We start from the raw sequence: 12,767 nt of genomic DNA on the forward strand, positions 1-12,767 counted from the left end.
TCGTACGGGCCAGCGGTCATTCGGGCCTAATGCTTGGTCGTATGCGCTGTCTGTCCCGATATTGACGTCACTCGAACAGAACCGACCATGTCAGTGCGAGTCGCGTGGCACCTCGCTCCCGCGACCGCCCCGCAGGAACCCGAAGTCCGCCCCGCCGTCCGCCTGCAGCACATGCTCCCGGTACAGCCACCGGTAGCCGCTGTCCTCCTCGGCCTTGGGCGGCAGCCACTCGGCCCGCCTGCGCGCCAACTCCTCGTCCGGCACCAGCAGGGTCAGCCGCCGGGCGGGCACGTCCAGTTCGACGCTGTCCCCCGTACACACCAAAGCGAGCGGGCCGCCGACGGCCGCCTCCGGCGTGACGTGCAGCACCACCGTGCCGAAACCGGTGCCGCTCATCCGCCCGTCGCTGATCCGCACCATGTCGGTCACCCCGGCGCGCAGCAGCTTGGCGGGCAGCGGCACGTTCGCCACCTCCGGCATGCCCGGATAGCCCTTCGGCCCGGCGCCCCGGATGACCAGGATATCGCCGGCGTTCACGTCCAGGTCGTCGTCGTCGCAGACCGCGTGGTAGTCCTCCGGCGAGTCGAACACCAGGGCCCGGCCCACGTGGCGCATCAGCGTGGGCGACGCCGCCGACTGCTTGATCACCGCGCCGTCCGGGGCCAGGTTGCCGCGCAGGACCGCGGTGCCGGTGCCCGCGGGCAGCAGCGGCTCGGCCAGCGGGCGGATCACCTCGGTGTTCCAGCAGACCGCGTCCGCGACGTTCTCCCCCATGGCGCGGCCGGTCACCGTCACCGCGTCCGCGTTCAGCAGGCCCGCCTCGTCCAGCTGGCGCAGCACCACCGGCAGGCCGCCGGCGTAGCAGAAGTCCTCCATCAGGAAACGGCCCGACGGCATCAGGTCGACGATGGTCGGCACGTCCCGGACCAGCTCGTCGAAGTCGTCCAGGGCCAGGTCGACGCCGAGCCGGCCCGCCAGCGCGGTCAGATGGATGATGGCGTTGGTGGAGCCGCCGATCGCGGCGTTGGCGCGGATGGCGTTCTCGAACGCCGCCCTGGTCATGATCGCGCTCGGCCGCAGGTCCTCCTCGACCATGGCCACGATCCGCTGGCCGGCCGCCTGCGCGACCTCCATCCGGCGCGAGTCCACCGCGGGCCAGGCCGCCGAACCGGGCAGCTGCATGCCGAGCGCCTCGGCCAGGCACGCCATCGTCGAGGCCGTGCCCATCGTCATGCAGTGGCCGTTCGACCGGGCCATGCAGCCCTCGGCGACGTGGCCCTCCTCCACCGACATGCGGCCGGCCTTGATCTCGGCCTCGAACTTCCACACGTGGGTGCCGGAGCCGACGTCCTGGCCCCGGTACTTGCCGTTCAGCATCGGGCCGCCGGTCACCATCACGGCCGGCAGGTCCACGCTGGCCGCGCCCATGAGCAGGCCAGGCGTCGTCTTGTCGCAGCCGGACAGCAGCACCACGCCGTCCAGCGGGTTCGCCCGGATCAGCTCCTCTGCCTGCATCGCCAGCATGTTGCGGTACAGCATCGCGGTCGGCCGCAGCAGCGTCTCACCGGTCGCCATCACCGGGAACACCAGCGGGAACCCGCCCGCCATCCAGACGCCGCGCTTGACCGCGTCGGCCACCCGGTCCAGGTGCGCGTTGCACGGAGCCAGCTCCGACCACGTGCTCGCGATCCCGATGACCGGGCGGCCGTCGAAGACCTCCGCGCCGAATCCCTGGTTGCGCATCCAGGACCGGTACAGCATGCCGGAGCGGCCCTCGGCCGCGAACCAGTGCGCGCTGCGCCGTCCGGTGCCGCTGGTCTCGTTGTGTGCCATGGGGGCTCCGTTCACATCCATCCGCCGTCGACGATCCACTTCTGGCCGGTGCACATGGCGCTGTCGTCGGCCGCCAGCCACAGCACCAGCCGCGCCACGTCGGCCGGCATGACGTTGTCCGGCAACGACTGCACCTGCGCGAGTTTCTCCCGCACCTCGGGCGTGACCCAGTGGGTGAGCTGCCGCTCGGTGAAGACCCAGCCCGGGATGACGCAGTTGACCCGGATGCGGTCCGGCCCGAGCTCCCTGGCCAGGGTCCTGGTCAGGCCCTCGATGGCGGCCTTGGCGGCGATGTACATCGGCAGGCCGACGAAGTCCACGTGCGCGCTGACCGAGCCGAGGTTGACGATGGAGCCGCCACCGAGTGTACGCATGCCCGCCATCACGGCCTGGATGGCGAAGAAGTGGTGGCGCAGGTTCACCGCGATGCCGCGGTCCCAGTCGGCCGTGTCCACGGTTTCGATGTCCGTACGGACGTCGTTGGCGGCGTTGTTGACCAGGATCGAGATCGGGCCGAGCCCGTGTTCCACCGCCGCGACCGCCGCGCGCAGCTGGTCGATGTCGCAGACGTCGGCGTGCACGTACAGGGGTTCGGGGCAGCCGGTGCCGGTCAGGCGATCCAGCAGCCGCCCGGCTCCGGTGTCGTCGACGTCGACGAAGGCGACCCGCGCGCCCTGCTCCGCCAGCGAGGCGACGAACTCCGAGCCCAGGCCGGTCGCGCCGCCGGTGACGAGGGCGACCTTTCCCCGCAGGCTGGGGTAGACGGCGTAGGGGGACTCACTGGTCATGGTGTCTCCCACTGCTCGTTTCTCCCACGGCATCGTGTCGCCCGCTGGTCACGGTGTCTCCCATGGCATGATCACGCCTCGGCCGACGGAGCCGCCGGTCAGGTCGGCGAATGCTTCGTTGACGCGATCCAGCGGGTAGCGCTGGCCGATGAGCGTGTCGAGCGGCAGCCGGCCCGCGAGGTACAGCTCGAACAGTTTGGGCAGGTCGATGAGGGGGTTGGCCGAGCCGTACAGGCTGCCGATCACCCGCTTCTCGCGCTGGACCAGCATGTTCAGCGGCACATTGAAGGTCTGCCCGACCTTCCCGAGACCGACCGCGACCAGCGTGCCGCCAGGCCGCAGCGTCTCGATCGCCGTCTCCAGCGTCGCGGGCCGCCCGATGGCCTCGATGGCCCACTCGACCCCGCCCGGCCGGATGTCCTGGATCGCCGCGGCGACGTCCGTGCGCGACGCGTCGATGGTGTGCGTGGCCCCGAGCCGCTCCGCCATGGCGAGCCGCTCCGCGACCACATCCACGACGACGATCGGGTTGGCCCCCGCGAGCACCGCCCCCAGCACGGCCGACAGGCCCACCCCGCCCGCTCCGTAGATCACGATGGCTTCACCGGCGCACCGCCCGATGGCGTTGAGCACGGCCCCCACCCCGGTGATGACCGCGCATCCCGCGATGGCCGCGATCTCCGCGGGCACCCCCTCGGGCACCGGCACCACCGCCCGCTCCGACACCACGCAGTACTCCGCGAAACAGGACACACCAAGCAGGTGATGCACCCGCGCCCCGTCCGCGTGCAGCCGCGTGGTCCCGTCCAGCAGCCCGCCGGACCCGGCCATGATCCCCGCGGCCTCGCACAGCGCGGGCCGCCCCACCAGGCAGTTCCGGCACTGCCCGCACCGCGGCCGCCACATCAGGCAGACCCGATCCCCCACCGCGAACCGCGTCACCCCCGGCCCCACGGCCGCCACCACACCGGCGCCCTCGTGCCCCGGCACGACCGGCAGCGGACATCGCAGATCCCCCGCGAGGTAGTGCTGGTCACTGTGACAGACCCCAGCCGCCTCGACCTTGACCAGCACCTCTTCCGGCCCCGGCGCGTCGAGATCGACGTCTCGCACCACGAGAGGCGCCCCGAACCGTTCCAGCAGCGCAGCCCTCATCTGGCCCCGTTCTCTCTCTACCGCCCGCCGGCCTGCGGCCAAGCCGCTCCGACGCCACCGCACGGGCTCTGAATTCGATCGCTGTAACGCTAGATGTTACGAACACTGCCGTCAACAGTTTCGCAACTTTCCAATTCCCGCGTAGGCCGAGTCGACGTCGTCACTCCGTTCCCTATCGCCGGTTGAGCCAGGAAGCCCAGGTCAGGCCGCTTCTCCACTGCACACGCTGGGTATCGAACACCATCCGGATACGTGCGAAACTTTCCTAGACATAGCCGCATTCTTTCTGAGGAGCGATGCGATCTGCGCCGGTGCCGAGCGTGGGAGCACGGGCAGGCCGAGTGGTGGAGGCCCGCTACCGCCAGCCCTTCACGTGGGCCTAGCCGCTGGGATCGACGAGGCCCATGCGGCGGTTCTCTGGAAGGTCGACCGCCAATTGCCCGTCGGTGGCCAAGGAGCAGCTTCCGAGTTCCACCAGCAGCGTCGTGACGCCGTCGGCATGGACGAAGTGCCATATCTCCCAGCCGGGCGGCATCGGACAGCGGCGCCGCAGGTTCTCCGACACCCGACCGTCGCGGATCGCCGCCGCCAGGTCTCGCGCCTCTTCGCCATCGATACGCGCGGACCCGGTGAACGTGGCCCCCGTGGCGCCCGCCTCGTAACGGCAGGCAAGGATCTCCTGAACGTCCGACGGTATCCCGCGGATATCGGCCGCCCCCGGGACCAGCGCGGGGAGCATAAAAGCACATTCCGGCTTGGGAAGACTGTCCGCACTGATGATGGAGTCCTTCGGTTCGCCCGCCCAGGCGAACACGGAGGAGATCGTGATGACCGTCAGGGCCGTGATCGCGAACCCGGCTAGAGCAGTCCTCCGGACCCGACGCTGCTCGCGTACTCGCTCCATCGACCGATCCAAGGAGTCGGGTCGTGGTCTCGCTTCAGTGGCCAGTTCTCGCAATTGTCCGCGCAACCGCGCGATTTCATCCTCGTCCATCCGATCCTCATTCGGGTACGCGACTGATGTGCGATCGCAGCCGGGCCAGCGCCTTGTGATTCTGGCTCTTGACCGTGCCCACCGTGCAGCCCAGAAGCTCGGCCGTCTCCCGTTCGGACAGATCAAGGTAGTAACGCAGCACGACCACCGCCCGCTGATGCCTGGGCAAGACCGCCAGCCTGCGCCGAAAGTCATCGGCCGCCAGCGCCTGCTCCAGCCCGTCCGTGACCCCGGCAACGTCATGATCGTCGAAACTGGTGGGAATCTCCCCCCACCAACGCCGTCGCCGCCAGGACAGGTAGGTCGTGACGAGAATCCGATTGAGATAGGCGTCCGCGAACCTGCTCCCGCTCGCCTGCTTCCACTTCCGCCAAACCCGGATCAACGTGGCCTGAACCAGGTCCTCGGCCAGATGATGATCGCCGGTCAGCAGAAAGGCCACCCGGGTGAGCCGATCGATCCGCTCGGCCACGAATTCACGAAACCCCACCGGTTCGTCCATCTCACCCCCGCCCGTCACCTCAATAACGACCTGCCTCCGCAGAAGGGTTGCCATGTTCGCCAGAGGAGCGACGTCTTCCTCATCCGAGAGCTAGACCCGATACTGATCGAGACGAACGCCATGGCTTCGGACACCCACGAAGCCCCGCCCTTGGCCAGTGAGTTCCCCGGCATCGTGCGGGCAGCCGGTGGCCTTCTTAATCTTCGCTGGACGTCGTGACGGAATGGATCAGTGAGACATGGGCACCGGGAGCAGCGTCAGTTGCGCGCTCGTCTATGAGATCGCCACCCCGACCACCATGGTGATCCAGGTCGCGGCCACTCCCGATCCCGGCACCCGGCTCAGCGAACGCCTCGACGTCACCAACAACGCCGCCCCACTCCTCGCTCACGAGATCGCGGACACACACGGAGGACGTCAACATCTCCTACACGCCGAACCCGGCGTCCTCACCCTCGCCTACCAGGCCAGCATCGACCCCAGTTCACAACCACCCGAGCGCGTCACCGAACTGGCGCGGGTGATCGCCCTCCGCCCCAGCCGTTACTGCCCGTCCGACCGAATAGCCGGCTTCGCCCAGAGCCATTTCGGCTCCCTGCCAACCGCCCTCGATCGCGTACGGGCAATCTGCGACTACGTCTGGGAACACATCACCTACCAGACCGCCACAAGCGGCCCCACCACCGACGCCATCGACACACTCCTGACCGGACACGGCGTCTGCCGCGACTTCGCCCACCTGGTCACAACCCTGTGCCGAGCCGTCGACGTACCAGCCCGCGTGGCAGCCGTATACGCACCGGGCCTGTCCCCCATGGACTTCCACCTCGTGGTGGAAACGGAGATCCAGCACTACTGGCAGGTCTGGGACGCGACCCGACTGGCCCCACGTCCCACCCTGACCCGCATCGCCACCGGCCGAGACGCAGCCGACGTGGCCTTCGTCACGACCATCTCCGGCACCGCCGAACTACAGAACCTCGAAATCACCGCAGTCGCCAACGGCGACCTACCCCTAGACGATCACCAACAACTCGTCACCCTGAGCTGACCTGTGGGGGCACCAGGTGCCCGCACACGGCGACCGGACGGCGAGGCGATGCCAGCAATCCCACCGCCGAGGCCGAAAGCGAAAGCCGGCGTGGAACCCCAGTGAGCGCCCGCCGAAGTTTGCCGACCCCAGTGGCCAGACGGATGCGCTTCCTTGAATCAAGAAGGTATCCTTGATTCAAGGGAGCCATGGACATCCACGCCATCGGGGAACGCGTCCGCAGCGAACGCGAGCGGGCCGGCCTCACCCAACGGGACCTGGCCAAGTTGGCCGCCCTGTCCCAGCCCACCCTGGCCCGAATCGAGCTGGGCACCCGGGCGCGGCTCACTATCGCCGAACTCGACCGTATCGCCACCACCTTGCGCATCCCACTCGCCGACCTCACCCGCGGCAACCCGGTCCGCGAACGCGTCCGCGTTGCCGCCATGCCACAACGTGATCAGCTCTCATCGTCCTGGGGCGGCGGCGATCTCAGAGTTTCTGGTGGGCCGACAACCAGGACAGGCCGTCGCTGGGGCCGTCGGGGCGCCAGGAGATGGGGAGTTGGACCAAGACCGACAAACCCGTTCCTGGGCGGGATGGGGGTTCGATTCTCACCTGGCCGCCGTGTAGGACGACCTGTTGGTGGATCAAGGTCAGGCCCAGGCCCGAGCCCGGGCTGCCGACGCGGCGGCTGAAGCGGTTGAAGGCCGCCTGGTGGAGTTCCAGGGGCATGCCGGGGCCGTCGTCGGCGACGCGCAGGAGGGCGAAGGCGCCTTCCTGCTTCACGGTCAGGTCGATGCGGACGGTGCCCCGCGGGCCGACACCGTGGACGGCCGCGTTGTCCAGGAGGTTGTCGACGATCATGCGCAGGCCCTCGGCCCAGCCTCGGACGATCACCGTGTCGGGGAGGTGGGCGACGATTCGCGCGTGGGGGTGGCGGCGGGTGGCCTCGTCCACGGCCCCTCCGCTGAGGCTCGCCAGGTCGACCTCTTTCAGGGAGTCGGGATTCATCAGCTCGCCCCTGGCCAGTTGCCGCAGCATCGTGATCAGCCGTTCCACCCTGGCCTGTTCGCCGGCCAGGTCGCGGATGACCTCCTCGCGGTCCTCCGGCGGCAGGGTCGGATAACCCAGCAGGGAGATGTTGGCGCCCATGCTCGTCAACGGGGTGCGCAGCTCGTGCGCGGCGGTCGCGGCGAAAGCGCGGGCCGTCTCTAGGGCCTCGGCGGTCCGGTGCACGGCCTCGTCGCGGCGATCCAGGATGCCGTTCACCACGCCCGCCAGCTCGGCGATCTCCGGCACGCGCGAACCACGCGTCAGGCGGCCTTCTCCGACCTGTACGTCTACCGCCGCCGCGTTCTTCGTCAGCCGCGCGAGCGGACGCAACACGAAACGACCGAGCACCAGGCCCGACACCGCCCCGACCACCAGGGCGATCAGCGTCACGATCAGGTGCTGACGGTACAACTGGGAGATCCGGACGCTCAGCGGAGCCTCCTGCTCGAAGACCCAGAGCCGGCCCCTCCTGCCGTTGACGCCCAGCTCGGTGCTCGCAAAACGCCAGACACCGTCCGCCGAGGTCACGGGGCCGGACGCCGGCGTGGGCAGAGACGCCGGCACCATACCCATGATCAGCGGGACGCCCTTGGCAGGAGCCACATAGACACCCTCCGCCGTCTGGCCGAGGTCCATCGGCGTCAGGCGGATCCTGGCCGCGCGACTCATGGCGGCCTCACGCTGCGCGTACGTCAAGGCGAGGGGTTTGAAGGACTGCATCCGCTGGGTCAGCCGCAGGTCGCGCTCGGCGTACAGGTCGTCGATCGACAGGCGGACGACCAGCAGGCCCGGCAGGCCGACCAGCAGCGGAACCAGGACGGCCAGGCACAGTGCGAACCGGGTCGACAACCTCATGACGGACGGCCCCGCAGGACGTAACCCACTCCCCTGACCGTCTCCAGGATGCGCGGCTCGCCGACGGCCTCCAGTTTGCGGCGCAGGTAGCCGATGAACGTCTCGACCGCGTTGTGGGTGACGGCGAAGTCGTACCCCCAGACCCGTTCCAGCAGGACCTCGCGGGACAGGACGATGTTGGCGTTCCTGGCCAGCACCTCAAGCAGGTCGAATTCGCGCCTGGTCAGAGTCAGCGGCCTGCCGCCGAAGACGGCGTCGCGGCCGGCCGTGTCCAGCACCAGGTCACCGACCCGCAGGGCGGAGCCGCCGCCGGTCGTGGCGCCGGACCTGCGCAGCAGCGCCCGCAGCCGCAGCGCCAGCTCGGTCAGGTCGAAGGGCTTGACCATGTAGTCGTCGGCCCCGGCCGACAGACCGGCCACCCGGTCGGCCACCTCGTCCAGTGCCGACAGCATCAGAATCGGCACCTCGGAACCGCGGTGACGCAGTTCGGCGCACACCTCGATGCCCGACAAACCGAGCATCGAGACGTCCAGGACGATGGCGTCGACCCGATCGGCTATCTCCAGCGCGGCATGGCCGCTCCCGGCGGGTTCCACGGAGAAACCCTCCAGTGTGAGCCCGCGCCGGAGCACCCGCAGGATCGCCGGGTCGTCGTCCACCACCAGGATCCGGTGTGCGCCCATCTGCTTCCTCCTCCGGCCGTGGCCCGGCATCGTACGGGACCAACGGCCGGACCTGGCATATTAGGCCTTACGGTGCACCGTGAACGGAATCGAGACCGGGTGCTGGCGGTACTTGCCCAGGTAGACCTTGCCGGTGGGCAGCGTGTTGCCGTTGATCTTCAGGTCGCCGACCGTGAGGCTGTCGGCGCAGCTGGTCTTGAAGTCGAAGCCGTCGATCAGGCCGTGGTTCACGACCGTGAAGGTGATCGAGAGCTTGTCCGCGGAGAGTGCGATCTTGTCCTGCTTCTCCAGCTTGACCCACTTGAAGCCGACGATCGGGGTGTTCGAGGTGATCGTGCCCGAGTAGGACTGGGCCTTGCTGCGCTTCTGGGTGACGCGCAGGTGGAAACCGTACTTGTCGTGCCAGAAGTAGTCGCCGCTGCGGGAGCCGGGGCCGAGGCCGGTCGGTCTGCCCTGGACCTGGCCGACCCAGGCGGCCTTTTCGCAGGTGCCGCTGGTCGTGGCGGAGGCGGGGGAGGCGCTGATCAGCGTCGCGCCGATCAGAGTCGCGCCCAGGACAGCGGGGATGAGGGTGCTTCGCCGCATGGGAAACCCTTTCGTGTGAGCGAACGTGGCGCGCAGGACGATAGGGATGCTTCTTGGCAAGAACCTGAGATTCCGGCGAATGCCACGATCGACTCCCGCTGCTTCGCGGGTCAGCCGCGTCTCATGCTGAGGATCTCGCGTCCCCGTTCCGGTGTTATCAACCGAGCGGTGCGGGGATCGGCCAGCAGGGTGATCGGTGCCAGATGGTCGTCGCTCATCGGCCGCCACGTCGACAGTGCGTCGCGTAAGAACGGCCAGGCGTCGTCCCGGGCGAGGGCGGCACACACGGCGCTGTCGAACTCCGGGTTGCCGAAGCGGGGCTCGGCCGGTCATGTCACGGGTCATCTCAGCAGAGGCCACTGGCATTTAGCGGGTCGCCCGCTCACGGGCCTCAGGGGCGTGAACCTGATTGGTTGCCCGTCCGACTGTGCTGGGTGACGGGAGAGTGAGATGACCGATGAGTTGCTGGTGGTACGGGCCCAGCTGGGTGAGCGGGCGGCGGTGGCCGAACTGGTGGCGCGCTGGCGGATCCCGGTGTGGACGTATGTGCGGCGGATGCTGGATGCCGAGCGGGCCGACGACGTGAGCCAGGAGGTCTGGCTGGCCGTGGTCCGCGGCCTGCCCCGGCTGCGGGAACCCGACCGGTTCGCGCCCTGGCTGTTCACCATCGCCCGGCGATCGGTGGCCGATCGGCTGCGGAGCGAGTACGCCTCTGAGAAGGAAGGGTTCGCGGCGAGCGATGCGGTTGCCGAGGATCCGGTCGGGGCGATGGTGGATCGCGCCGAAATGGTGAGCGTCCTGTCGGGGCTGCCCGTGCTGGAGCGGGAGATCCTCGTCCTGTTCTACCTGGAGGACCTGTCGGTGGAGGACTGCGCGCAGATCTGCCAGGTCCCGGCCGGCACGGTCAAGTCCCGGCTCAACCGGGCCCGTCGAATGCTGCGTACGCACCTGGAGGAGAAGGGATTCCGGCCATGACCGAGGAACCGCGCCTGTCGGCGCAGGAGATGATCGAGCAGCTCGAACCGTCGTTCTCGTTGAAGAGGCGCATCCGGGCGGTGGTGGCGCTGTCGGCCGGGCTGGCCGGCGCGGTGTTCGTGACCGCGCTGTGGCTGGGCGAGTCTGGTCTGCCTGGCCGTACCGGCCTGGCGTTCGGCTTGTTCATCGTGATCTGCCTGACTTGGGCCGGCTACGGCGGGTGGCTGCTGACCCGCAGGGTGCCGCTGTTCGCCACCGATCAGGTGATCGCCGCCTGGATCGGACTGACCGCCTCCGTCGCCACCACCGCGGTCGTGGCCGCCATCGCCGTCCAGCGCGGCAGGGGCCTGGCGCTCGCGCTCGTGGTCGGGGGGCTGTTCGTCGCGACCGCACTGACGCTGGCTGTGCGAGCCCACGGCCGCCGGGCCGCGCTGCTGCGCCGCGTACGCGAGTTGACCGACGGGGACGCGGGAAAACCCTGGGAATCCTGACCACGACTCCGCCGGATCCGGGCGTTCGATGCCTTGGGAGCCGTCTGCTCACAGATTTCTCCCAGAACCGCTCAGCAACCCTGCAGCGAGATCGCGGAGGCTCTGCGTCATGAGACGACAGAGAGAGGCCCGATGATCGAAGTGGAAGGTCTGAGCAAGCGCTACGGCCCGGTCACGGCGGTCGACGACCTGACGTTCGACGTCGCGCCCGGGTCGGTGACCGGCTTCCTCGGCCCCAATGGAGCCGGCAAAACCACCACGATGCGGATGATCCTCGGGCTTGACGCGCCCAGCGCGGGGCAGGCTCGGGTGCTCGGATCACCGTTCGCCGACCTGGCCGCGCCGATGCGGGCGGTGGGTGCGCTGCTGGACGCGGGAGCCGTACACCCGCAGCGCACGGCCAGGGACCACCTGCGGTGCCTGGCGTCGAGCAACCGGCTGTCGCCGCGCCGCGTGGACGAGGTCCTCGACCTGGTCGGGCTGACGGCCGTGGCGCACCGGCGCGCGGGCGCCTTCTCGCTCGGCATGAGCCAGCGGCTGGGCCTCGCCGCCGCCCTTCTGGGGGACCCCGAGGTGCTGCTCCTGGACGAACCCGTCAACGGGCTCGACCCGGAGGGCATCGTGTGGATTCGTACGCTGATGCGCCAGCTCGCCGCCGAGGGGCGGACGGTGCTGGTGTCCAGCCATCTGATGGCGGAGATGGCGCTGACCGCCGACCGGCTGATCGTCGTGGCCCGCGGCCGGCTGATCGCCGACACCACCGTCGAGGCGTTCGCCCGCCCGGACGGCGTGCTGGTGCGCACCCCGGACGCGCGGACGTTCGCCGGCACGCTGGTGGCCTACGGCGCCTCCGCCGTACGGCACGGAGAACAGGACGGCGAGGAGCTGATCGTGACCGGAGTGACCGCGCCCGAGGTCGGGCGGCTGGCCGCGGCCGAGGGGATCGTGCTGCACGAGCTGACCCCGCGCCGCGCCTCGCTGGAGGCGGCGTTCATGGCGCTGACCAGGGAGTCCGTCGAGTTCGAGGCCGCCAGATGACCACGACGCTCGCCGACACGATCCGCTCGGAATGGTGCAAGGCGTGGACGATGAGGTCGACCTGGATCACTGTGCTCGGCATCGTCGTGCTCGGCACTCTCTTCGCGCTGCTGTTCGGCTTCGCGAGAGCGACCGAGTACGCCAGGTTCACGATCGCCGAACGCGCCGCCTACCAGCCTGACCCGGACTTCCGCGCCCTGCTCTTCGCACAGATCGTCGTCGGCTATCTGGGGCTGCGGGCCTTCACCGTCGAGTACGCCACCCGGACGATGCCGCTGACCCTGACCACGACCCCACGCCGGGGCCGGGTGCTCGCGGCCAAGGCCCTGGTCTGCGCCGCCGTCACGCTGGTGACGGGTACAGTGACGGGGCTCGCGGCGTTCTTCGTCAGCCGCGCGGTGCTGATCGCCAGAGACGTGCCCGTCAATTCCCTGGACCAGCCAGGCATGACGCGCGTCATGGCCGGAGCCGGGCTGCTGCTTGCGCTGGTGAGCCTGATCGGGCTGGCCATCGGCTGCCTGATCCGCAGCACGGCGGGCGCGCTCAGCATCGTCATCGTGATCGGCATCCTGGTCCCGGCGATGTCGTCGCTGTATCCGGAGTGGCTGGCGCGGCTCATCCTGAGCTACTGGCCGATCACGGCGGGGCTGCGGCTGCTCAGCCTGGACGCCGACCCCACGCTCCCCGGGCCGTGGGCCGGGATCGCCGTGACGTGCGGCTGGGCGGCCGTCCTGCTGGCCGCCGCCTTCGCGGCCTTCCGCGTTCGGGACGCATGATGATGA

The 12,767-nt window shown here is 69.3% G+C and carries 13 protein-coding genes and 1 pseudogene; 6 read left to right on the plus strand and 8 right to left on the minus strand.

Annotated elements, in window-relative coordinates:
* Positions 1-90: 90 nt before the first annotated feature.
* The 5 genes from Acor_RS06795 to Acor_RS06815 form a co-directional block, all read right to left on the minus strand.
* Entirely contained in the window at positions 91-1,833 is a 1,743-nt protein-coding gene (locus Acor_RS06795) for an IlvD/Edd family dehydratase (protein ID WP_155335681.1), read from the minus strand.
* An 11-nt stretch (positions 1,834-1,844) separates the two neighbouring features.
* Positions 1,845-2,621, minus strand: coding sequence for an SDR family NAD(P)-dependent oxidoreductase (locus Acor_RS06800; RefSeq protein WP_155335682.1), 777 nt, complete (start codon positions 2,619-2,621; stop codon positions 1,845-1,847).
* 48 nt (positions 2,622-2,669) lie between these two features.
* A complete protein-coding gene (locus tag Acor_RS06805; RefSeq protein ID WP_170316815.1) occupies positions 2,670-3,776 on the minus strand; it encodes an alcohol dehydrogenase catalytic domain-containing protein in 1,107 nt (368 codons plus the stop codon).
* 379 nt (positions 3,777-4,155) lie between these two features.
* Complete coding sequence (locus tag Acor_RS06810; protein ID WP_155335683.1) at positions 4,156-4,770, minus strand: hypothetical protein; 615 nt, start codon at positions 4,768-4,770, stop codon at positions 4,156-4,158.
* A gap of 7 nt (positions 4,771-4,777) precedes the next feature.
* On the minus strand, positions 4,778-5,242 hold the full coding sequence (locus tag Acor_RS06815) for a SigE family RNA polymerase sigma factor (protein WP_246238470.1): 465 nt from the start codon (positions 5,240-5,242) through the stop codon (positions 4,778-4,780).
* 268 nt (positions 5,243-5,510) lie between these two features.
* Between Acor_RS06815 and Acor_RS06820 the strand changes: the two genes are divergently transcribed.
* Positions 5,511-6,323 carry a transglutaminase-like domain-containing protein gene (locus Acor_RS06820; RefSeq protein ID WP_155335684.1) on the plus strand — a complete coding sequence of 271 codons (813 nt, stop codon included), beginning with the start codon at positions 5,511-5,513 and terminating at the stop codon, positions 6,321-6,323.
* A 188-nt stretch (positions 6,324-6,511) separates the two neighbouring features.
* A pseudogene (locus Acor_RS46145) lies at positions 6,512-6,694 on the plus strand (helix-turn-helix domain-containing protein); the annotation flags it as partial.
* Positions 6,695-6,794: 100 nt separating this feature from the next.
* On the opposite strand, the gene Acor_RS06830 reads toward Acor_RS46145, so the two are convergent.
* Genes Acor_RS06830 through Acor_RS06840 form a run of 3 tightly spaced genes read right to left on the minus strand, consistent with a single transcriptional unit; the run spans position 6,795 to position 9,481 of the window.
* Positions 6,795-8,213 (minus strand): sensor histidine kinase, encoded by a 1,419-nt coding sequence (locus Acor_RS06830; protein ID WP_155335686.1) that lies wholly within the window; start codon positions 8,211-8,213, stop codon positions 6,795-6,797.
* Complete coding sequence (locus Acor_RS06835; protein ID WP_155335687.1) at positions 8,210-8,896, minus strand: response regulator transcription factor; 687 nt, start codon at positions 8,894-8,896, stop codon at positions 8,210-8,212. The genes Acor_RS06830 and Acor_RS06835 overlap by 4 nt, the downstream gene beginning before the upstream one ends.
* Positions 8,897-8,956: 60 nt before the next feature.
* Complete coding sequence (locus tag Acor_RS06840) at positions 8,957-9,481, minus strand: hypothetical protein (RefSeq protein WP_155335688.1); 525 nt, start codon at positions 9,479-9,481, stop codon at positions 8,957-8,959.
* Positions 9,482-9,931: 450 nt separating this feature from the next.
* Between Acor_RS06840 and Acor_RS06845 the strand changes: the two genes are divergently transcribed.
* The 4 genes from Acor_RS06845 (at position 9,932) to Acor_RS06860 (ending at position 12,761) form a co-directional block, all read left to right on the plus strand.
* Positions 9,932-10,456, plus strand: coding sequence for an RNA polymerase sigma factor (locus Acor_RS06845; protein ID WP_155335689.1), 525 nt, complete (start codon positions 9,932-9,934; stop codon positions 10,454-10,456).
* On the plus strand, positions 10,453-10,947 hold the full coding sequence (locus Acor_RS06850) for a hypothetical protein (protein ID WP_155335690.1): 495 nt from the start codon (positions 10,453-10,455) through the stop codon (positions 10,945-10,947). The genes Acor_RS06845 and Acor_RS06850 overlap by 4 nt, the downstream gene beginning before the upstream one ends.
* A 132-nt stretch (positions 10,948-11,079) precedes the next feature.
* On the plus strand, positions 11,080-11,985 hold the full coding sequence (locus tag Acor_RS06855; protein ID WP_155335691.1) for an ABC transporter ATP-binding protein: 906 nt from the start codon (positions 11,080-11,082) through the stop codon (positions 11,983-11,985).
* The gene (locus tag Acor_RS06860) at positions 11,982-12,761 is read left to right on the plus strand and encodes an ABC transporter permease subunit (RefSeq protein WP_155335692.1); all 780 of its coding nucleotides are present in this window, start codon (positions 11,982-11,984) and stop codon (positions 12,759-12,761) included. Before Acor_RS06855 ends, Acor_RS06860 begins: the two co-directional genes overlap by 4 nt.
* Positions 12,762-12,767: the final 6 nt, after the last annotated feature.

Origin of the sequence: Acrocarpospora corrugata (assembly GCF_009687845.1) — a bacterium.
In the GTDB taxonomy this organism is placed as follows: domain Bacteria; phylum Actinomycetota; class Actinomycetes; order Streptosporangiales; family Streptosporangiaceae; genus Acrocarpospora; species Acrocarpospora corrugata.

Coding starts and splice junctions, on each gene's coding strand:
- Acor_RS06795 (WP_155335681.1), bottom strand. CDS start 1,833: ATGGCACACAACGAGACCAGCGGCACCGGACGGCGCAGCGCGCACTGG.
- Acor_RS06800 (WP_155335682.1), bottom strand. CDS start 2,621: ATGACCAGTGAGTCCCCCTACGCCGTCTACCCCAGCCTGCGGGGAAAG.
- Acor_RS06805 (WP_170316815.1), bottom strand. CDS start 3,776: ATGAGGGCTGCGCTGCTGGAACGGTTCGGGGCGCCTCTCGTGGTGCGA.
- Acor_RS06810 (WP_155335683.1), bottom strand. CDS start 4,770: ATGGACGAGGATGAAATCGCGCGGTTGCGCGGACAATTGCGAGAACTG.
- Acor_RS06820 (WP_155335684.1), top strand. CDS start 5,511: ATGGGCACCGGGAGCAGCGTCAGTTGCGCGCTCGTCTATGAGATCGCC.
- Acor_RS06830 (WP_155335686.1), bottom strand. CDS start 8,213: ATGAGGTTGTCGACCCGGTTCGCACTGTGCCTGGCCGTCCTGGTTCCG.
- Acor_RS06835 (WP_155335687.1), bottom strand. CDS start 8,896: ATGGGCGCACACCGGATCCTGGTGGTGGACGACGACCCGGCGATCCTG.
- Acor_RS06840 (WP_155335688.1), bottom strand. CDS start 9,481: ATGCGGCGAAGCACCCTCATCCCCGCTGTCCTGGGCGCGACTCTGATC.
- Acor_RS06845 (WP_155335689.1), top strand. CDS start 9,932: ATGACCGATGAGTTGCTGGTGGTACGGGCCCAGCTGGGTGAGCGGGCG.
- Acor_RS06850 (WP_155335690.1), top strand. CDS start 10,453: ATGACCGAGGAACCGCGCCTGTCGGCGCAGGAGATGATCGAGCAGCTC.
- Acor_RS06855 (WP_155335691.1), top strand. CDS start 11,080: ATGATCGAAGTGGAAGGTCTGAGCAAGCGCTACGGCCCGGTCACGGCG.
- Acor_RS06860 (WP_155335692.1), top strand. CDS start 11,982: ATGACCACGACGCTCGCCGACACGATCCGCTCGGAATGGTGCAAGGCG.